This is a genomic window from Ruegeria sp. BG11, from assembly GCF_056538565.1.
Window position 1 is genome coordinate 1 of the sequence record NZ_JBQFTH010000019.1, and the last position, 20467, is coordinate 20467.

20 protein-coding genes and 1 tRNA gene are annotated in these 20467 nt (G+C 57.9%); 12 read left to right on the forward strand and 9 right to left on the reverse strand.

Annotation, left to right across the window (positions count from 1 at the left end):
* Nucleotides 1–255 precede the first annotated feature (255 nt).
* Both msrQ and msrP read right to left on the reverse strand, forming a co-directional pair.
* Nucleotides 256–870 carry a protein-methionine-sulfoxide reductase heme-binding subunit MsrQ gene (gene msrQ / locus ACR0JF_RS21660; protein ID WP_170663141.1) on the reverse strand — a complete coding sequence of 205 codons (615 nt, stop codon included), beginning with the start codon at nt 868–870 and terminating at the stop codon, nt 256–258.
* 3 nt (nt 871–873) lie between these two features.
* On the reverse strand, nt 874–1776 hold the full coding sequence (msrP, locus tag ACR0JF_RS21665) for a protein-methionine-sulfoxide reductase catalytic subunit MsrP (protein WP_170663140.1): 903 nt from the start codon (nt 1774–1776) through the stop codon (nt 874–876).
* Nucleotides 1777–1974: 198 nt separating this feature from the next.
* On the opposite strand from msrP, the gene ACR0JF_RS21670 reads away from it, so the two are divergent.
* The 3 genes from ACR0JF_RS21670 (at nt 1975) to ACR0JF_RS21680 (ending at nt 4882) form a co-directional block, all read left to right on the forward strand.
* Entirely contained in the window at nt 1975–2934 is a 960-nt protein-coding gene (locus ACR0JF_RS21670; RefSeq protein WP_170663138.1) for a hypothetical protein, read from the forward strand.
* 128 nt (nt 2935–3062) lie between these two features.
* The gene (locus ACR0JF_RS21675; RefSeq protein WP_170663136.1) at nt 3063–3878 is read left to right on the forward strand and encodes a cyclase family protein; all 816 of its coding nucleotides are present in this window, start codon (nt 3063–3065) and stop codon (nt 3876–3878) included.
* Between the two features lie 77 nt (nt 3879–3955).
* Nucleotides 3956–4882: a class I SAM-dependent methyltransferase gene (locus ACR0JF_RS21680; protein WP_480669876.1), complete on the forward strand. Its 927-nt coding sequence runs from the start codon at nt 3956–3958 to the stop codon at nt 4880–4882.
* A 57-nt stretch (nt 4883–4939) separates the two neighbouring features.
* Here ACR0JF_RS21680 and clpB read toward each other — a convergent pair whose 3' ends face one another.
* Nucleotides 4940–7558 carry an ATP-dependent chaperone ClpB gene (gene clpB, locus ACR0JF_RS21685; RefSeq protein ID WP_170663132.1) on the reverse strand — a complete coding sequence of 873 codons (2619 nt, stop codon included), beginning with the start codon at nt 7556–7558 and terminating at the stop codon, nt 4940–4942.
* A 192-nt stretch (nt 7559–7750) separates the two neighbouring features.
* On the opposite strand from clpB, the gene ACR0JF_RS21690 reads away from it, so the two are divergent.
* Nucleotides 7751–8335, forward strand: coding sequence for an isopropylmalate isomerase (locus ACR0JF_RS21690; protein ID WP_170663130.1), 585 nt, complete (start codon nt 7751–7753; stop codon nt 8333–8335).
* On the opposite strand, the gene ACR0JF_RS21695 is transcribed toward ACR0JF_RS21690, so the two are convergent.
* Complete coding sequence (locus tag ACR0JF_RS21695; protein WP_170663128.1) at nt 8305–8622, reverse strand: hypothetical protein; 318 nt, start codon at nt 8620–8622, stop codon at nt 8305–8307. The two genes, ACR0JF_RS21690 and ACR0JF_RS21695, sit on opposite strands and share 31 nt — an antisense overlap.
* A gap of 139 nt (nt 8623–8761) precedes the next feature.
* On the opposite strand from ACR0JF_RS21695, the gene pyrF reads away from it, so the two are divergent.
* Entirely contained in the window at nt 8762–9466 is a 705-nt protein-coding gene (pyrF, locus tag ACR0JF_RS21700) for an orotidine-5'-phosphate decarboxylase (protein WP_170663126.1), read from the forward strand.
* Between the two features lie 388 nt (nt 9467–9854).
* On the forward strand, nt 9855–11108 hold the full coding sequence (locus ACR0JF_RS21705) for a DNA polymerase IV (RefSeq protein WP_170663124.1): 1254 nt from the start codon (nt 9855–9857) through the stop codon (nt 11106–11108).
* Between the two features lie 3 nt (nt 11109–11111).
* On the opposite strand, the gene ACR0JF_RS21710 is transcribed toward ACR0JF_RS21705, so the two are convergent.
* Entirely contained in the window at nt 11112–11972 is an 861-nt protein-coding gene (locus tag ACR0JF_RS21710; RefSeq protein WP_170663122.1) for an N-formylglutamate amidohydrolase, read from the reverse strand.
* 147 nt (nt 11973–12119) lie between these two features.
* Here ACR0JF_RS21710 and ACR0JF_RS21715 point away from each other — a divergent pair.
* The 5 genes from ACR0JF_RS21715 to ACR0JF_RS21735 all read left to right on the forward strand — a co-directional run bounded on the left by ACR0JF_RS21715 (nt 12120) and on the right by ACR0JF_RS21735 (nt 14834).
* Nucleotides 12120–12194: transfer RNA gene (locus ACR0JF_RS21715), tRNA-Val, on the forward strand.
* 91 nt (nt 12195–12285) lie between these two features.
* A complete protein-coding gene (gene ykgO, locus ACR0JF_RS21720) occupies nt 12286–12411 on the forward strand; it encodes a type B 50S ribosomal protein L36 (RefSeq protein WP_008755722.1) in 126 nt (41 codons plus the stop codon).
* Nucleotides 12412–12613: 202 nt separating this feature from the next.
* Nucleotides 12614–13630: a Fe(3+) ABC transporter substrate-binding protein gene (locus ACR0JF_RS21725; RefSeq protein ID WP_170663121.1), complete on the forward strand. Its 1017-nt coding sequence runs from the start codon at nt 12614–12616 to the stop codon at nt 13628–13630.
* A gap of 119 nt (nt 13631–13749) precedes the next feature.
* Nucleotides 13750–14304: a helix-turn-helix transcriptional regulator gene (locus ACR0JF_RS21730; RefSeq protein WP_170663119.1), complete on the forward strand. Its 555-nt coding sequence runs from the start codon at nt 13750–13752 to the stop codon at nt 14302–14304.
* Nucleotides 14301–14834, forward strand: coding sequence for a GNAT family N-acetyltransferase (locus ACR0JF_RS21735; protein WP_170663117.1), 534 nt, complete (start codon nt 14301–14303; stop codon nt 14832–14834). The genes ACR0JF_RS21730 and ACR0JF_RS21735 overlap by 4 nt, the downstream gene beginning before the upstream one ends.
* Nucleotides 14835–14998: 164 nt before the next feature.
* Here ACR0JF_RS21735 and ACR0JF_RS21740 read toward each other — a convergent pair whose 3' ends face one another.
* The 3 genes from ACR0JF_RS21740 to ACR0JF_RS21750 form a co-directional block, all read right to left on the reverse strand.
* A complete protein-coding gene (locus ACR0JF_RS21740) occupies nt 14999–15655 on the reverse strand; it encodes a lipid-binding SYLF domain-containing protein (RefSeq protein WP_480669881.1) in 657 nt (218 codons plus the stop codon).
* Nucleotides 15656–15819: 164 nt separating this feature from the next.
* On the reverse strand, nt 15820–16680 hold the full coding sequence (locus tag ACR0JF_RS21745) for a tyrosine-protein phosphatase (RefSeq protein WP_170663115.1): 861 nt from the start codon (nt 16678–16680) through the stop codon (nt 15820–15822).
* Between the two features lie 67 nt (nt 16681–16747).
* Nucleotides 16748–18406: a sulfatase-like hydrolase/transferase gene (locus ACR0JF_RS21750; protein WP_480669883.1), complete on the reverse strand. Its 1659-nt coding sequence runs from the start codon at nt 18404–18406 to the stop codon at nt 16748–16750.
* A gap of 342 nt (nt 18407–18748) precedes the next feature.
* Here ACR0JF_RS21750 and ACR0JF_RS21755 point away from each other — a divergent pair, with 342 nt between their 5' ends.
* Nucleotides 18749–19642: a helix-turn-helix domain-containing protein gene (locus ACR0JF_RS21755; protein WP_170663113.1), complete on the forward strand. Its 894-nt coding sequence runs from the start codon at nt 18749–18751 to the stop codon at nt 19640–19642.
* A gap of 21 nt (nt 19643–19663) precedes the next feature.
* On the opposite strand, the gene ACR0JF_RS21760 is transcribed toward ACR0JF_RS21755, so the two are convergent.
* A complete protein-coding gene (locus tag ACR0JF_RS21760) occupies nt 19664–20434 on the reverse strand; it encodes a hypothetical protein (RefSeq protein ID WP_170663111.1) in 771 nt (256 codons plus the stop codon).
* Nucleotides 20435–20467: the final 33 nt, after the last annotated feature.

Genomic DNA, 20467 nt, shown 5'->3' on the forward strand with positions numbered 1-20467 from the left:
GCGTCTCCACCGCCTCAGCAGCGCCCCAGCGCCTCAGCAGCGCCGGTGAAGGGGGTTCTAAGGTTTACCCCACAAAGCCGCAAGCGGAAAAAGCAAAAAAGTGGAGAAAAGTTTGAAATCTCCATTTTACAACATAAAAACAAAAACTTAATGGATGCAATTACCGCGCAGGCACACCCAATCACCGCTCCAACTACCCGGAATCACTGCCACCAGATCATTGTCCACACAGTTACCCACAGACTCGGTCAAAGCTCACGCGGAATCGGCCTGCCTCAGCCGGGTCAGCAGGCCCGGTATCGGCAGACGCGCGAGCAGCAGCCCTATGATCGCGGCGAGATAGAGAAGTGGCTCCAGCTGGAAACCCTTCGCCAACATCACATAGTGGATACCGCCAAGCAGAACGGCCGGATAGACCAGTTTGTGCAGCTTGCGCCAGCGCGGGCCAAGTTTGCGTACTGACCAATTGTTCGATGTCACGGCCAAAGGCAGCAGCAGAATGAACCCCGCCATGCCGACAGTTATATAGGGGCGCTTGAGGATATCAGCCCAAATCTGGCCAAGCAGCTGAACGTCCAGCACCAGCCAGACCAGCAGGTGCAGCGCGACGTAGGAAAAGGCCAGCACGCCGATTGCTCGGCGGAACTTCATAAGGTTCAAGCCAAGATGCTGGCGCAGAGGGGTCACCGCCAGGCCAAGGATGAGCAGCTGCAGGGCCAACTCCCCGAGTTTATGTTCAAGCGCTGTGATCGGCTCGACCCCAAGCCCCCCTGTGAGCGCAAGATACAGGAACCAAGGGGCAGGAAGGGCCCCAGCCAGATAGACAGCCCAAATGGGGATCTTGCGTATGGCCTGGTTCACCGCCTGCATGGCTCAATAGTATTCCTTGAGGTTCATACCTTCATACAGGCTGGCGACCTCTTGTTCATAGCCATTGAACATGAGCGTCGGGATACGCTTGGCAAACAGACCGCCGCCGATCTGGCGCTCGGACGCCTGCGACCAGCGCGGATGGTCCACATTCGGGTTCACGTTACTATAGAAGCCATACTCACGGGGCGCAGACATGTTCCAACTGGTTGGCGGCTCATCCTCGGTCAGAGTGATCTTTACGATCGACTTGATCGACTTGAACCCGTATTTCCAGGGCACCACCAATCGCAGCGGAGCACCATTCTGGTTCGGGATCGGACGGTCATAGATGCCTGTCGCCATGATGGTCAGCGGGTGCATCGCCTCATCCAGACGCAGACCCTCGCGGTAGGGCCATTCAAGAATCGGGAAGCGCGTGCCGGGCATCTCATCGGGACGGTAGGCGGTTTCAAAGGCCACGTATTTAGCGCCCTCCTGCACACCCGCCATATTCAACAGGTCGGCCAGTTCGAACCCGTTCCACGGAATCACCATCGACCACGCCTCGACACAGCGGAAGCGGTAGATGCGTTCTTCAACTGTCATCTCGGACATGATGTCCTTGAAGTCATAGGTGCCGGGGCGATCCACCAGACCGTCGATCTCAATGCTCCAGGGTTCAGTCACGAGGGTATGGGCATATTTGGCTGGGTCGTCCTTTCCAGTGCCGAATTCATAGAAATTGTTGTAGCTGGTGATCTCTTCCCAGGTGTTCGGCTCCAGCGTTTCTTGCGCGGCAGCGGGGTGGGCTATCGCGGTCAGCCCGACACCTGCCAGCCCGGCCATAACCTGCCGCCGGTTCAAAAACGCCGCCCTTGGGGTGACGTCGGCATGTGTCAAAGTGTTGGTCCAGCGATGCGCCATTTGGGTCTCCGTAGTGAATCCGCCTCAGGGTGAGGTAGTCCGCTGATAGCACAGAGCCAAGGAAACAGGCGTCACGATTGAGCGAACAGACTGTAACGCAACTGCGTCAGCCCGTGACTAAGGCATATTTGGCGACTGGTTCTAGCAGTCTCAATCAAGTATGCGGGAATCATCCAATAGTTGATCAGAGTTGGTCCCGTGCTCGTATTTCAGGCCTTTCCTTTTTCGCTGTCCGTTTTGTGGCGCTATATCATTGTCTTTCCCGTCCTGCTGGTCGCGCTAATCGTCTACGGGTTGATAGGCGGGATACTGAGCGCGCTGATCGGGCTGCTCATTCCGGGCCTGTCGATTTTGATTTCGTTTTTTGTAGGCGCATCCTCAGGCGTCATCCCGATGTTGGTCGGCAGCCGTTTGGGCCTGCAAGCCTGCGAGGTTTCTCCGAGTAACAGTTACCGCAAGTTTGTCTTTCCGGCGGTTATCTACGGCGCCGTCGAAGCCATTGGGATCAGTGTGGCCGCCGCGCTAATCGCCGCGCTCTCCATCGGTGCCGTCAGCGTAGGGGGCGGCGTTCCCGAGGACCCGGCCGCGTTCTTCGCGACCCTGACGCCCATGCATATCACGATGTTCTCAGGTGTTGTGATCCTGCTCTTTGCAGCGATCTGCGCGCTGAGGGCCGGATTTCTTGTACCGATTGCGGCGGCCTCGATCGGGCGGGACCCCAATGGCCGCCCTTATACGCCATTCAACCATTTCGGTGCTTTCTTTCTGCAGCTTTTCGCCGTGGTGGCGATCAGCTTTGTCGGTGCTATCTTTTTCTTTGCTCTGTTTATCGTTGGACTTACCGCAATCTACGGTCCGAGCACCTTAGTCGACGATGTTCAATTAATCGGCGAGATGACGACTGGAGCGGCGCCGTTTTCCGTCACTGCGCCGATGATTGCAACGGTCGTGGCCTATACTCTTCTGGCCAGCTGGGCTTTCAGCTATCAATGCGCCGGCGGGGTTCTGGCTTATCTGCGCCTCAGCGGTGGTGCCGTGCGCAAGGCTCCAAGCACTGAGACATTAACTCAACCCGCACCGCAGCCCACGACCAGCTCAGGCCCCAAAATGAGTTCGGAAGAGCTGCGTGCCCTGCGCAAAAGCCGTGAGTTCCGCTAGGACGCCCAGCGCGTCTTAACAGATAGCACCCTTTACACAGAAGGGGTCAGCGCGGCACTCTGCCTGATAGGTGGTACGGTCCGCGACACCGGTCGCCCGACCCTGCCACCCATCAGGGAGGATACCGTATGTGTGATATCTGCGTAATGAATGCCGTCAAAGACAAGATGCTGTCCCGGCGGAGCTTCTTCAAAGCCGCCGCAGCCACTGGCGTGGCAGCCGCCGTAACAGGCGCGCGTGCTCCGGCGGCATTGGCCGCAGGGCATGGCGGGGTCGAGGACATGACTCACACCCTCAGCCCCGAGTTTCCGACATGGGGAGGAGAACCGGGCGTCTCCGCCGAACAGGCGTTCAACTTTGCGGATCACGGGTTCAACCTGTTCAACTTGTCGATCAACGAACATACTGGCACCCATATCGATGCGCCCCTGCATTTCTCGGCCGACGGAACCTCAGTCGATGAGATCCCGGTGACTGATCTGGTTGCGCCGCTCTGCGTCGTGGATATCGCCGCCCGTGCCGCCGAAGATGCCGATACCCGCGTGACGCCTGATGACCTCAAGGCGTGGATCGCGGCGAACGGAGACATCCCAGACGGCGCCTGTGTCGCCATGCATTCCGGCTGGGGTGGGAAAACTGCGACCGACGAGTTTCGCAATTTCGACGGAGAAGCGCAGCACTATCCCGGCTTCCACGTCGAGGCCGCCCAGATGCTGATGGAGGAAACCGGCGCTCGATCCATGGCGGTCGACACGCTGTCGCTGGATCACGGCATGTCCGCCGATTTCGCCACCCACTATGCCTGGCTGCCCACCGGCCGGTTCGGGATCGAGTGTCTGGCCAATCTCGACCGCGTCCCAGCCGCCGGGGCCACCCTGGTGATAGGAGCGCCCAAACACAAAGGCGGCACCGGAGGCCCCGCCCGGATTTTCGCGTTGATATAAAGAACGACCCGCCAAGTTGGCGGGTCTTAATTTTTGTCGAGCCCGATTTTGACGAAAGCAACCGCGACGAGGCTGAAGTGTTTTACGTTCCGCAAAGCGCAATTCCCGGTTTAAGTCGAACCGCCCTTGGCGTTTGTGCTTTTTGCGCTCTTGTGAATCGCAACCCTACATACCGACGCGTATTTTATGATCCTTTTGCCGAACAGCTATTTCGCGACGGAGCTGTCGAAGGCGCCGAAGTCCTGGAACAGGCGACCGATTGGAATGCCGTTCTCAAGTTTGCAGATGATCGCGGCGTCGCTCGGCGGCTGGTCGCGTCGGTTCTGTGGCGCAAGACTTTCATGCAAAGCCGGACCCTTTCAGCAATCGCGCATGGCGCACGGCAGATCGTCATTCTTGGCGCGGGGCTCGATACACTGGGCCTGAGACTGTCCAACAGTCATAGCCGCATACCAGTGTTTGAAGTCGACCGCCCCGAGACCATCGAAGCCAAGCGATCTTTGGTTTGTTCCAATTTCGGTACGCCGCCCAACATCCACTACACAGCGGTGGATTTTGCACGTGAGACAACGCTCGATAAACTTCGATCCCTTGGCTATGACCACGAACAAGGCACGATCTTTATCGCCGAGGTATCGCTGGAATACGTGCCGCCGCCAGAAGTTGCAGGTGTTTATGCGATGATCCGTTCGAACGGCTCGCGAGATACGCGTTTCCTGCCGACATACGCATCAACTGCAGCGGCCTCGCAGGCGCAACAGCAGATCGACAGCATCGACAATTCCGTAGCCGGGATTGGTGAACCCTTTCGCTTCAACATCGCTCCTGATGAGGTTGATGCCTACGCGGCCGAGCAACGGTTTTCTGTGCTGGAGCACATTTTTGGGCGCAAAGGGATCGAAGGTTATTTGGCTGAATTGGGGTTGGGAACAGAGACAATGGATTTTCCAATAGACTCTCTGGACGCTTCTTCGTTTTCCCTTGTTCAGTTGCAGCCCAGCTAATGGATTGTCACCTCACAGGCAAAAAGGCCCGCGGCAATGCGGGCCTTTCTTTTCAGATCAATGCACCACGGCATCATCCGGGCGGGGGCGTTCTGACGTCCCCAGCCGGTCACCAATGATCAGACCATCGGAGCCTGCAGTCACTGGCACCGTCTCGCCATCCTTGATCTCACCGGCCAGCAGTGCCTCGGCCAAGGGGTTCTGCAACGCACGCTGGATCACGCGCTTCAGTGGGCGCGCACCGAAGACCGGGTCATACCCTTCATCGGCCAGCCACTGTTTTGCGCCCTCGTCCAGAACCAGCTCGATCTTTCGAGCGGCCAGACGTTTTTGCAGACGTGCCATCTGGATATCGACGATACCATCCATATCGGCCCGCTTGAGCCTGTCAAAGATGATCGTTTCATCGAGTCGGTTCAGGAATTCCGGCCGGAAATGTGCCCGGACCGCATCCATCACATCCCTCCGTGCCTGCGCGCTGTCGGCCCCTTCGGGCAGTTGGCTGAGCGCCTGAGACCCGAGGTTCGACGTCAGGATGATCAACGTCTGCTTGAAATCAACAGTGCGGCCCTGACCATCGGTCAGCACGCCATCATCGAGGACCTGCAGCAACACGTTGAACACATCCGGGTGCGCCTTTTCGACCTCGTCAAATAGCACGACCTGATAGGGTCTGCGCCGCACGGCTTCGGTCAGCACACCGCCTTCGTCATACCCAACATAGCCCGGAGGGGCACCAATCAGACGCGCAACCGCGTGTTTCTCCATGAACTCGGACATGTCGATGCGCACCATCGCATTGTCGTCGTCGAACAGGAAGTTCGCTACGGCCTTGGTCAGTTCGGTTTTACCTACGCCGGTCGGGCCGAGGAACAGGAACGAGCCCAGCGGGCGGTTCTCATCGTTCAATCCGGCTCGCGCACGGCGCACGGCGTTGGCCACGGCTGTCACCGCCGCATCCTGACCGATCACGCGAGAGTGCAAATCGTCTTCCATCCGCAGCAGCTTCTCGCGTTCCCCTTCCAGCATTTTCGAGGTCGGGATACCGGTCCAGCGTTCGACCACGCTGGCGATTTGCTCGGGACGCACGGTTTCCTCGGCCATCATGGCGTTACTTTCGGCGTTTTCGGCCTCGGTCAGCTTTTTCTCAAGCTCGGGGATGACGCCATAAGACAGCTCACCGGCTTTCGCCAGATTGCCTTCGCGTTTGGCGATTTCCAGGTCAGCGCGCGCCTTGTCGAGCTGTTCTTTCAGATCACGCGCACCCGCGAGCTTGTCACGTTCGGCCTGCCACTGGGCGGTCATCTCAGCCGATTGCTCCTGCAGATCGGCCAGATCCTTTTGCAGGGTTTCCAGACGATCCTTCGAGGCCGCGTCGTCTTCCAGTTTAAGCGCCTCTTCCTCGATCTGCATCTGCAGGATCTGGCGATCCAACTGATCAAGTTCTTCCGGCTTGGAGTCCACCTCCATCCGCAACCGCGACGCCGCCTCATCGACAAGGTCAATGGCCTTGTCGGGCAGGAACCGGTCGGTGATATAGCGATGCGACAAGGTCGCCGCCGACACCAATGCGGAATCCGAGATACGCACGCCGTGGTGCAGCTCGTACTTTTCCTTGATGCCACGCAGGATGCTGATCGTGTCCTCGACGGTCGGTTCGGTGACCATCACGGGCTGGAACCGGCGCGCAAGGGCCGCGTCTTTTTCCACGTATTTGCGATACTCATCCAACGTGGTCGCGCCGATACAATGCAGCTCGCCCCGAGCAAGCGCAGGCTTGATCAGGTTGGCGGCATCCATCGCGCCGTCGGATTTACCGGCGCCGACCAGCGTATGCATCTCGTCGATGAAAAGGATGATTTCCCCGGCGGCCTCGGTAACCTCGGTCAGCACCGCCTTGAGGCGTTCTTCGAATTCACCACGATATTTCGCACCAGCAATCAGCGCACCCATATCCAGCGCGAGCAGCTTCTTATCTTTCAGCGATTCCGGCACGTCACCGTTGATAATGCGCAGGGCCATGCCCTCGGCAATCGCGGTTTTACCAACGCCGGGTTCGCCGATCAGAACAGGGTTGTTCTTGGTACGACGCGACAGAACCTGCATCGAGCGTCGGATTTCCTCGTCCCGTCCGATGATCGGATCAATCTTGCCTTCAGCCGCCGCCTCGGTCAGATCGCGCGCATATTTCTTGAGCGCGTCATAGCCTTCTTCCGCCGACGCGGTGTCCGCGGTGCGACCCTTGCGGATATCATTGATGGCTTCGTTCAGTTTCTGAGCAGAAACAGCACCGGCCTCCAAAGCGTCCTTGGCTTTGGATTTCACCATGCAGAGCGCCATCAGCACCCGTTCCACGGGCACAAAGCTATCGCCCGCCTTGGTGGCAATCTTCTCGGCCTCGTCCAGAACCTTGGCGGTCTGGCCATCCATGTAAATCTGGCTCGCGTCACCGCTGACCTTCGGGATTTTCCCCATCGCGGCATCCAGCGCCTCAACCACGCGGTTCGGCGCGCCGCCCGCGCGGGTGATCAGGTTGCTCGCCAGCCCCTGATCATCGTCCATCAATGCTTTAAGTATATGTGTGGGCTCCAGCCTCTGGTGCCCCTCGCGCAGCGCAATCGTCTGCGCCGCCTGCACGAATCCCCGTGCCCGCTCGGTGAACTTGTTCAAGTCCATAGCATTCTCCTTTTCTCAAGCGCCCCGTTTTGATGCGCCCGCTTGGCGGCACGCGTCGATTGAGGCCTCACATTCAATTTGGGTAATGTCGGCGTGTATTCAAGATTGTCTTGGCAGAATAACATGATGCATGCTGGGAACCTGAATGATCTCGGTCAATTGCGAAAAAAACCGTCTTAGGAGCGCGCCTCTATGATCTCAGCCACCGCGCTACGCAGCTGTATTGCAGAACAATGGTCGCCCACCATTGGCGACCCAAGCGTGATCGGTTGGCTCACGGTTGCCGCATACGGTTTCGCCGCACTGCTATGCCTGCGCGCAAGGCGAAATTCCCACGTCCGATGGTTCTGGCTGATCCTCGCGCTGCTGTTGTTTGCTTTGATGATCAACAAACAACTGGATCTGCAATCCGCGCTTACGGCCAGCGCCCGCTGTCTGTCGCAGATGCAAGGCTGGTACGAGGATCGCAAGTCTGTCCAGATCGGCTTTATCATTGTTGTCGTGTTCAGCGGCTTCTGGATCTCGCTTGTCAGCCTCTGGTTCCTTCGTAAACAATTGCGAGAGGTCGGCATCGCCCTGATCGGCTTTGTCACTCTTATCTGCTTTGTGATGATCCGCGCCGCCGGGTTTCACAACTTCGATGCGTTTTTGGGTGCCGAGATCATGTCGATCCGAATGAACTGGCTTCTGGAACTATCCGGAATCGCCCTGATTGCGGCGAATGCAGCATGGGTGGGCAGACGCCGTCAGCCGCGCGGAATGGAGTATACCGAATAGCCGCCGGTTTGCGCCACCGGCTCTAACGTATATGTCTCGACCAAGGATTGTTCGGCGCTGCTGCCGGTCGGGCACGAGACAAGATCGGCGGTGTGATCCAGAAATTCGACGGTAAAGGCGCTCTCACCTGTAAGCTGGCACCAATCATCCTCGGATCGGTAGCCGCGGACCAGAGGCAGGTTGTCATTGGTCGGCGCGGGCGCCGCGCCTGTGTCAGATGTGTCTGAGGCGGGTTCATCGCAGGCGCCCATCATCAGCGCCACTCCCAGCAAGGCAAGCTTTCTCATCTTCTGTCCCTTCATGTGAGCTATTGATCGATTTGAGCCACTGTAACACAGATCATCCTCTTTCGATTGGACGGACCTGCATGGACAGTTGCGCCCGAACCCGCTAGGAGGCAGACGTTTGCCAGCAAGGAGACCCAACATGTCCGATGACCGCCTGATCGTAGCCCTTGACGTCCCGAACGCTCTGCAAGGTTTGGCGATGGCCGAACTGTTGGGTGATGCGGTCTCGTTCTACAAGATCGGGCTGGGAATGCTGACGGGCGGTGGTCTGGCTCTGGCCAATGAGCTGAAACAGGACCATGGCAAGCGCATCTTTCTGGACATGAAGCTGTTCGACATCGGCAACACGGTAGAAAACGCTGTCCGTGGTCTGGCGCAGTTCGATCTGGATTTCCTGACCGTTCATGGCGACCCGCATGTGGTACGCGCGGCAAAAGAGGGTGCCTCCGGCAAGGACCTTAAAATCCTCGCGGTAACCATCTTGACCTCACTGAACCGCGACGATCTGGATGCCAGCCTGTTGAAAGCAGGCGATGTGCAAGATCTGGTCGTTGAGCGCGCGGCCAAAGCGCTGGAGGCCGGGGCCGATGGCGTGATCGCAAGCCCGCAAGAGGCCGCGCTGATCCGCGCCCTGCCCCAGGCCGAGGGCCGCTTGATCGTGACACCGGGCGTGCGCCCTGCCGGGGCTGCTCTGGGCGATCAAAAACGCGTCGCAACGCCGGCCAGTGCGATCGGAGATGGGGCGGATCATATTGTTGTCGGGCGTCCGATCTATCAGGCGGAAGACCCGAAAGCCGCAGCCGAGGCCGTTCTAACCGAGTTAAAATCGTTAACACGTCATTAATCGCGGACAGGTATTCAACGCCTCATATCCTCGAAACGGCAGTGATATCTTTACCTTAGGTCAACAGGGGGAATATCCCCCGGGTTTCCCCCTGTGCCCGAAAACACACAAACCCGGCGCAAGTTTTGGGGAATGACGCTGCCACCTATCTAAATATAGCGTTTTGAGCGATTCTGGGGCGGAGTTACTCCCCAACGAACTACCTCTTCCTGTGGTTCGTTACCTTCCCCCCGCCCCAAGCGGGGGGTTTTCTTGACAGTCCAACTCTCTGCTCAAACCGCCAGATTTCTGAAGACTGTCGAAGCCTCTGTTGCGTTCTCACGAAAGCCGATAGACACTATAGTTTCGAACACCCGGAGCCACCCTTTTCGGGTCGGGAAAAGCAACCATGCCAACGATCTGCCGCGAATGCCTGACCAGTTTCCCGGACGCGCCGCGCTGCCCGTCCTGCGGTAGCCCGCGGCTGAAATCGCACCCTGAGCTGTTTGACCTGTCGATTGCGCATATGGATTGCGACGCGTTCTATGCCTCGGTCGAAAAGCGCGACAATCCTGAATTGGCGGACAAGGCAGTGATTGTGGGTGGCGGGAGACGCGGGGTCGTTTCAACCGCTTGTTACGTGGCGCGCATCCGGGGCGTGCGCTCGGCCATGCCGATGTTTAAGGCGCTGCAACTGTGTCCGGACGCCGTGGTGATCAAACCGCGCATGTCGGTCTACGCCGAGGTATCCCGTCAAATCCGTGCGATGATGGATGAGCTGACGCCCAAGGTCGAACCCCTGTCGCTGGACGAGGCTTTCCTTGATCTTTCCGGCACCGAACGTCTGCATGGCGCGCCGCCAGCGGTGATGCTGGCGCGTCTGGTCAAGCGCATGAAGGATGAGCTGGGGCTGACCGGCTCCATCGGGTTAAGCCACAACAAGTTTCTGGCCAAAGTCGCCTCGGACCTGGATAAGCCGCGTGGGTTTTCCGTGATCGGAAAGGCGGAGACGGCTGACTTCCTGCACGACAAACCCGTCAGACTGATCTGGGGTATCGGCCCAGCAGCGCAGGAATCGCTGGAGCGCGCCGGGATCCGTACCTTCTCGGACCTGCTGCGCTGGGATCAAGAGGCGCTGACAGCGCGGTTCGGATCGATGGGGTATCGCCTATGGCATCTGGCACGCGGCCAGGACAAGCGCCGGGTATCGGCCCATGAACCGATGAAGTCGATCAGCAACGAAACCACGTTTTTCGAAGACACCTCCAACCTCGAGATTCTGGATGGGCATCTGTGGCGCATGGCGCTGAAGGTCTCGGACCGGGCCAAGGCCAAGGATCTGGCGGGCCGGGTGGTGACGCTGAAGCTGAAAAAGGCCAATCACAAGATCATCACGCGCCGCGTGTCGCTGCGCGATGCGACTCAGATCGCGGACCGCATCTACAGAACCGCACGCGGGCTATTCGATCAGGTGGGAGATCAGGGTCCCTATCGCCTGTTGGGATGCGGGTTGTCCGATCTGTGCCCGGCGGATCAGGCTGATATCTCGGGCGACTTGCTGGACCCGAACGCGACACGCAGGTCTCAGGCCGAGCGCGCCACGGACGAGATTCGCAAGCGGTTCGGAAGTGATGCAATCGTGAAAGGCCGCGCGCTGCGGTGACGCCTATTCCGCCGCCAGCCGCTGCGGTTCGGAACCGATCTCGGCAATCTCGGCGATCACTTGCCGCAATATCTTGGAGAACGCCATGAAATTGGCATTGGGCGAGATCGTGTCTTCGTTCATGTAGATCGAGCGGTCGATCTCAACCTGAATCGCGTGTTGTTGACGACCGGGGCGGCCGTAGGTTTGGGTCACATAAGCCCCAGCAAAGGGCGCATTCCGAGCGACGACCAATCCGGCCGTGGAAAAGGCAGCCTCAATTCGGTCCACGATCTCGGTTGATGCCGATGCACCGAAACGATCGCCCAGAACGATCTCGGGGCGTGTGTTGCGCGCGGTGCTGGCCATGGCCACCGCCTCATGCGGCATTGAATGGCAATCGACCAGAATCGCCTGCCCGAATTTCGCGTGTGATTCCGCCAGCAAGGCCTTGAGGCGGCTGTGATAGGGTCGCCAATAGGTGTCGATGCGCAGGCGCGCCTCATCCATGGTCAGTTTGCCACGATAAATCGCCCGCCCATTTGCCACCACGCGGGGAATCACCCCAAGCCCCGAAGCCACGCGTGGATTGTGCCCTTGCCGTTTCGCCCCTTGAATCAGGGCTGGGTCCAGCTCATCCGCGCTGCGGTTAAGGTCCAGATAAGCCCGTGGCATCGCCGCTTTGATCAACGGCGCACCAAAATCCGAGGCCGAGGCAAAGAGCTGATCCACAAAGGCATCTTCCGAGGATCGAATCACATCAGACCCCAAAACCGAGCGCGTCAGAAACGCCTCTGGATAGTCACGGCCACTATGCGGCGATGAAAAAACCACGCAGGAACTGCGGTTTTCGGGCATATCCAGAAAATAGGAAGGGTTCTTCATGGTCTCTCCGTGTTCAGGATTAACATAGACTGGAAAATAGTTCTTCCAAACCCCTTGAACCCCTTTGCGACTCCTTTTATAGACCCCGCTACCGGCGCGGGTATCCGCGCCCCATTTCGTTATGGGGCAGGACACGCAAAGGGACGTGGGCGGTTAGCTCAGCGGTAGAGCACTTCGTTGACATCGAAGGGGTCACAAGTTCGATCCTTGTACCGCCCACCATCTATTCACTGCTTCGGCTCGCCGGAGCACCCGACAAACCCAGGCGCTGGCCACGTCTTTGATGAAGGCGCCGCAGATTGGAGACAGACCCATGAAGGTCAAGAACTCGCTCCGCTCGCTCAAGAACCGGCACCGTGATTGCCGTATTGTGCGTCGCAAAGGCCGCGTCTACGTGATCAACAAGACGCAGCGCAAGTTCAAAGCTCGCCAGGGCTAAGAACTGCACATATCTCTTCGAAAGAACCGCGCCTTTGGGTGCGGTTTTTTTGTGCCTGTTGGCTTCATTCGGTTTCGCCGATCAAAGGGCTCGAGATTTCGCACAATTTTTGTCGGGTTTTGCTTGCAAACCAAATCCAATCCGTTAATTGAGTGTTTAACTCGGGTTTACCCCGGTGGACTACTCAATGTTGGGAGCAATCATGTTTAAATCCACGACCTGTATCGCGGCTGGCCTTGCAGCCATGGTCGCCACATCCGCAGCAGCAGAAGGCGAGCTGAACATCTATTCGTCGCGCCACTACGACACCGACGAGCGCCTCTATTCGGATTTCGAGGATGCAACCGGCATCACCATCAACCGAATCGAAGGCAAGGCAGATGAACTGATCGCGCGCATGGAAGCCGAGGGTGTGAACTCCCCCGCCGATATTCTGCTGACCGTCGACACCTCGCGGCTGGAGCGCGCGAAGAACGCGGGCGTGCTACAGACGATCGACAGCGCCGTGCTGGAAGAGCGTATTCCGTCGAACCTTCAGGACAGCGACAACCAGTGGTTCGGTTTCTCGCAGCGGGCGCGCATCATTTTCTACAACAAGAACGCAGTCTCCGAGCCGCCGCAGACCTATGCTGATCTGGCAGACTCCAAATACAAAGGTCAGTTGTGCATCCGCTCCAGCACCAATGTCTACAACCAGACCCTGCTGGCCTCGATCATCGAAAACGCCGGATCCGAAGCCGCCAAAACCTGGGCCGAAGGCGTCGTGGCCAACATGGCGCGTGACCCGCAAGGCGGTGACACCGACCAACTGCGCGGTGTCGTCTCGGGTGAGTGTGATCTTGCCGTGTCCAACACCTACTACTTTTCCCGCGCGATCCGGAAAGACGTCGATGGTGTCTCGGCCGAGCGAGACGTGATCGGCTGGGTGTTCCCGGATCAGGACGGCAATGGCGCGCATGTGAACCTGTCGGGTGGCGGTGTTGCCGCAAATGCGCCCCACAAGGACAATGCCATCAAGTTCCTAGAATACCTGGCAAGCGATAAGGCGCAGCAGTACTTCTCGGCCGGCAACGACGAATACCCAACGGTTAAGGGCGTCGCCGTTTCCGAGTCCGTGGCCGAACTGGGCGATTTCAAAGCAGACGATGTCGATCTGTCTGCCGTTGCCAAGAACCTGCCCGAAGCGCAGAAAACCTTTAACGAGGTTGGCTGGAAGTAAGACGCCTCCATACTTAGGAAGTATAAGGGGCGCGGTAAATACCGCGCCCTTTTTCTTTTGCAATATTATATTTTAAAGCTACTATTCTCACATACGGTAATTTATCTCATAATTGATCAATGCTGGATTCCCTCGCAAACCGCCTTGCCATTCGCCTGAAAGAGCTGCGCCAAAGCCGCGGCTGGTCATTGGATCAGCTGGCGGACAGTAGCGGCGTCAGCCGGGCAACCCTGTCGCGTATGGAAAAGGCTGGGGTCAGCCCGACGGCAGAAACACTCGCCCGACTTTGCGCCGCTTACGGTTTGCCAATGTCGCGTCTGCTGATGATGGTCGAGGAGAGTTTCGACCCCAAGGTCCCGTTTGAACGGCAACCCGAATGGAACGATCCGGAAACAGGCTTCACGCGCCGATCCGTCTCGCCGCCCTCAACCGGGTTGAGCGGTGAGGTGCTGGAATGCCACCTGCCGCCGGACACGGTGGTTCGGTACGAAACGCCTCCGAAACCGGGGCAGGAACACCACCTGATCGTTCTGGATGGAAGCCTGAAGCTCACCGTTGACGGAACAGCGCACTCGCTCGGTGGAGGTGACTGCCTGCGATACCATCTGTCCGGCCCAACACAATTTGAAACCGGCGCCGCCCGAGGCGCGCGCTACATGCTGGTGCTTATATGATCACACGACTGACCGATGCCACTTTCGACACGGCGCTCAATGACCTGACCGAGATCCTGCATGGTTGCGTGCATGCGGGCGCGAGTATCGGGTTCATCTTGCCGTTCCACCACGTAGACGCCCAGCGCTATTGGGAGACTCGCGTTCGCCCTGAACTGCGCGCAGGGGCCTTGGACCTGTTTGTTGCGGAAAGCGGAGGGCGTATCCGTGGGACGGTACAGTTGATTCCGGCCTCAATGCCCAATCAGCCGCACCGCGCCGATGTCGCCAAGCTTTTGGTCCATCCCGATGCGCGACGCCAGGGCCTGGGGCGCAGCTTGATGAACGCGCTCTTCGCTCGCTCATCTGAGCTGGGCAGAACAACGCTTGTGCTCGATACGCGCAGCACCGACCCATCGCGGATTCTCTACCAAGGCCTTGGCTTTCAAACCGCAGGAGAGATTCCGAACTACTGCCGCAACCCGTTCGAACCCGCGCTGGAGCCGACAACCTTCATGTTCAAGGACCTCACCCAAGCGCTAAAGCCATAGTCCGGAGACGCACTTTGAGTTGATCTGTCCAGGTCGTCAGGTTTTCGGACGGAAAGCAGGCGACCCTCGCGACAGATCAAGCGGGACTATTTGAACAGAGGCCATGGGTGCCTCGTATCAAGAAATGAGCGATCCTTGCATGTGTAACGCAGTCACCCCGCAGTTCACTTTTCGATCTTGGTGATCTTAGTGCCCTGAAGACCCGCGCCTGCCATAAGCCCTTCTTGCCCAAAGATGATTGGCACGATGTCGCCCTGCAGATCGTTTGTTCCCATCGATGCCGACCAGCCTTCGTCACCGCCAACGAGCGTGGGGCCACTGCCGACCTCCCACCCATCGTTGTTCTGCATATAGGCAAGGGCGTCGGAGTTGAGGAAAAACAGAGCGTAAGAGAAATGCTGAATACCAGCCTGAAAACCATAGGACGCACCGGCAATATTGTAGTACCCGGTCGTGACGCCGTTTTCCCGCATCGCGCCTTCTCCAAACTGACCTCCAACCATCAGGCCGCCTTTGGTGATCCTGGGAAAAACCAAAACAGCAACTGCCTTGTTGGACAGATCCGCCGCCTCAGGGGAACTCGCGAGAAGTTGCGCCAGTGCTGCATCTACACTGGCGTCGATCTCGGACGCAGTCGCCCCGTCCGCCGCATGCAGTACGGTCTCGCCTGCCGATTCAGCAACATCCCCAACCTTTTTGGCCGCATCAGAAACCCCTTCTGTCACTTTGTCTAAGAAGTTCTGAGCGTTGGCAGTTGAACTGCTTGAAAGGTGGAAAAAACCCACCATCGCGATGAAAGCCAAAGGCATAAAGCGCAGCATTTCTTCCTCCTCTGGATTTTGTTCTGCAGAACCGTACCTGAGACCCTTGGCGGTGAAAACCCGTTGACTGGCATGTGGTACGAACGCTTGCTTCGCACCGCTTTGGTGTCCGAAACCGCCAGACTTCGGACGGTTGTTTTCGCAAGTTAATTTTCCCGACCGGATTAGTTCAGATACCGGTTGCGGAGGGTTTCAAGGTCCGCGTCCATCAGCCCTAGCCCCTGGCGAAGGTAGTCGTCCACCGAGCCGTAGCTTGCCTCAACGCTCTTGTAGAACTCATCAAGATAGGTCTCTCGCACCCCCAACGACGGCCAGACTGCTTCCGGCGTCATATTTGTCCCTACGGCCGCATTGACCTCGGCCGCGATCTGTTGGGCCTTGTTGTCCGCGTCCTTGAGCGCATTGCTCATCATGAAATCCGATTGGATCTCGTCTTTGGAAACACCAAGCGCTGTCAGGACGAGCGCAGTCGCGACACCGGTACGATCCTTGCCGCCCGAACAATGATACAGAACCGCCTCACCCTCGGGCTGGTCCAGCAACACGTCGAACAAATCTCGATACTCTTCGGTGTAGTCAGTTGCGATATAGCCAAAAGCCCCTAAGAACAAACCATCTGTTTCTGCTTCGGTTGCCGTGCCCTTCTTGATGCTGGCCCGCATATCATCAATCATCTGGCTTTCATTCTCCATCACCGGGAAATTGTGGCGCGCGGGCCCCTCTCCTTCGGGCCATTGCGCGGGATGCGTCGTTGCCTCGGACGTTGTTCGCAAATCAACGATTGCGCTGACGCCCATGTCTTCCAGGAGCTGCATGCTGGGTGCGCTGATCTGATCGATCTCACCGGATCTGATGAGCTGCCCTGCCCGTACGGTGCGACCGTCTTCGGTTGTAAGGCCACCCAGGTCGCGCGTATTCAAAACCCCCTCTAGCGGGATGGCGCGATCTTCGGCCGCGAGAACAAGGTGAAAGGTACCGGCGACAAACAGCAGGGTCGCAGCACCGATGAATCTGAATATTCTCATGACTCTCTCCATTGCTGTTTCGAGCGGGACCGTGACCGCCGCGCTCCGAAGGACGCGCCGTTGAAGGCTATTCTTGCCAGCTCATGAACACCTCGCGGGCCTCTTGGCTTTCGGGGCGCAGGTTTTCGATGCCGCCATAGGGGATATCTTTGCCGATCTCGGAGTTCGGATATTTGGCGATCATTTTCTGATGGCGCTTGATCATATCCTGGAACGAGGCACCGGCCCAAAGAGAGTATCCAACCAGCGGGTGTTCTTCGCGGGGGTCGCGATAGACGTTATAGGTCGGCGCTGCGGCCCCGGGGGCGCCGGGCGCGGGTAGATGCATCTTGAATTCCTGCTTGACGACCGAACGCAGAACCGGCCCCTCGTAGACGTACACGTAGTCGCGGCGGCCATTGCCCTCACCCTCAAGAAGCAGGGCGGTCTGGTCGATACCGTCAATCACCCGGTCGCGCGGGATGAAATCCGTTGCACCTGCGATGCGGGCCATCGTCGTGTAGATATCCGAGACGTGAAAGATGTCACCGGCAGCACTGTCGGCTTCAATCACTCCGGGCCAGCGGATGAAGGCATCGGTGCGGACGCCGCCCTCAAGATGCTGGGTCTTGCCGCCGCGATAGATCAACTGGTTCAGGCCCGAGGTCCCCTCGTAATGATACATCAACCCGTTATCCGCCATGATCATGACGATAGTGTTGTCGGCCTCGCCGGTCTCATCCAGTTTGGCCAGCACCTCTCCGATCCAACCGTCTAGCAGTTGCAGCTTGTCGGCATGGAAGCCGCCGTTCCGCGACAGCGCCTGATCCGGGTAGGCGAAGTTCAGCGGGTAAAGCGGCCAGTATTGCAGAAAAAACGGCTCATCCTGCGCGGCGACTTGTTCAAGCTGCTCCAATGCCTGCGCCTGATAGCGTTCGTTCATCTGTTCGTACTTGGCCTGCGTCCATTCTTCGCCCGCTTCCATGTCAACTTCGCGCGCGGTGCCGCCTGCCTGTGCCTCGACACCGGTGACCAGACCGTAGGGCTTGAACCGTTCATCCAGCAGGAACTGGTTGTTCTGCCCCGAGGGATGATATCCCAGCATGTTGTTGGCCTCCATGGCCTCGCGGGTCATCAAGCTGAGTTGTACCTGCTGGTGCAGCGGAAACACCGCGTAATCAAAGCCCTGATTGTGCGGATAGGCTTCTTCGATATCGCCCTGATGCCACTTCCCTACATGCGACGTGTTGTAGCCGGCCTGTTTCAGGATCTCCGGCAGGGTAACCTCGCTCGCGGGCAGTCCCTCGCCGACCAGGGCAACCTTAACCTCTTCTACTCCGGCCCGGATCGGGTGCCGACCGGTCAGCATGGCCGTGCGTGTTGGCGTGCAGGAGGGCTCCGTATACATGCGCATCAGCGACATGCCTTCACTGGCGAAGTCGTTGATATTGGGGGTCTCGATCCCCATCACATAGTTCATCTTGCGCTCGCCCATCTGGCCGAAGCTGATGTCGTCGATAAGAATATACAGAAAGTTCGGAGGCTTGCCGTCATTGGCCTCGCGGATCTCGGCCAACCTGGCCTCGATCTCAGCATCCTGCGCATCCCATTGATCCCCGAACTGGGCCCGCAGGAATTCGAACTCACCATCATGAACGATCGCCTCTTGCTGCGCGCTTGCAGGCATGACGCCCAGCATGGCAAACAAACAGGCTGCGACACTGGTCTTACCTAAGGCTTTAGTCACTCTCGGACCTCCTTTTGACACTCGTAGATTCCAACGCCTGAACGATCAGTTCGTGGCATTTTGCGGAAAGGGATTGATTTGACTGTTTTGCCAGCTCTGAAAGCTGGCAATGTTCCGAAGGCGTCAGGAACGTCACCACACGTTCGGATCGGGCATCCCCCTTCGGTAGCCGAGGGCGGCCCATTATCGTATCGCTTGAAGACTCCGGCTTCACTTGACATTCCACCTATCGAATTCGTTACATTACCGGTAAACTGTCAGGATCTGGGGGTGGACCACATCAAGAATTCGCCAAATATGCCAAACGCGGCGCCGTTCGGCTGGGGCGGAGCGTCACCGGCGATGGCCCTATCTCTTGATCATCCAAACAGAATCGGAGAGCTCACGCCTTGGGAGATCGACTTTCGGCAGCTCGATCCCGGGCGGTTGTCCACGGCGATAACCGTGCGCTCAGGACAGGCTGTCTCTGCCCTCAACATCGCGATGAACCAGCGCGTCCACCAGCGTGGTGTTTCGCCGGACGGATGGAAGACGTTTGGCATCCCCACGCGCGGCGCAATCGAAAAATGGCAGGCCAAAGACATCACGGACAGCGCTTTTCTGGTCTTCGGCGATCGGGATGGCTTTGATGGCATCACGACCGCAGGGTTTTCAGGAAGCGTTGTTTCGTTTGAAACCGAAAGGCTAGAAAAGTTGGCCGAAACTTGCGGGTTTCATCTAGAGGGTGACGAACCGGAAGCCCGCAAATTTGGGACCAAAGCCGGGTTGGCCAGCATGGCGCGACTGCAGGGGGCTGTCGTCCGGTTGCTGAACGACGCAACTGCCATCTGGTATCAGGACACTGAAGAGGCGCTGATGCTTGAGGCCCTCAAGATCTTGACCGATACGAGCGCGTATTTTGACAAAAGCCAAGCCGAAACCAGGCGGCGCGCCCTGAGCCGCGCAATTGATCTGATGCTTGCCAATCTGGAGGACCCGATCTCAATCGAAGAGATCTGCTCGGAATGCGCGGCCTCGTGGCGCACATTGGACCGCGCCTTCAAGGAACTGTTCGGCCTTGGCCCGAAGTCATATTACATGAGGCTCCGGCTGAACCGGGTTCGCGAGGACCTTCTGAACAGATCCTTCGATGGCTCAATAGCGGATGCTGCCAACCGCCACGGGTTTTGGCATATGGGCCAGTTTGCGAAAGACTACCGACTGTTTTTCGGCGAGCTGCCTTCGGAAACAAGATAAGGTGCCCACTGGAGGGTGGGATCAATTACATTGATCATACCTGTAGTCCCCGTACTCCAGCCAGTTTGACGAGCCTTCGCTAAAAATCAGAAACTCGGATCTGTCTTCCCCAAGCAGGGCAACGACAAATCCGGCGGGCGGCTCATAGTTTCCGAAGTAACTGTAGGCCGTCATGGCTCTGATCGACTCGCCGTTGACCGTTACTCGCGCGTCCCATTCTCCCTCCGGGTTATCCAAAATTACGGGTTCGATGACTCGCTCTACCGCTCCGCCCCCACAATAAACGATGCCTTCTGGGGGTTCGTAGGAGGCCCCCTGGCTAGCACTTGAATCGCAGACTGAACGAAGGGACTGAATTGCCACGCTGGAACCTTTCAAGTCAAAGATTCCGTAGCTGACATCTTGACCAATCATGGACAGGTTTACCGATGCATTGGCCGCAAGCTGATCCAGTACAAAACCATAATCCTGCTGACTATTGAAACTGACCTCGACAGGATAATTGTCGACGATCTGCACGTCAGCGTTTTCTGCGCCAACCTGAAATGCGCCAACTTCGGTGGTGCCGTTCTTCAAGAAACGAATGGAAAGCCCCTGCTTCTCCACAATGTCCTGGCTATCCTCATATCCAGCCGGAGCAAAGCGGATACGGTTACACTGAAGTTCCAGCGTCATGTTTCCGGTCTGAATAAAAGCATTGGGGTTAGGCCCAGAGTTGAACGACCACTCCGCTGATGCTGTGGTCGCCATAGCCATCAGTAGCATTCCAATGGAAATCGTTTTGAAACTCATTTTCTCTCTCCATGGTGTTGTGGTTCGTATTGT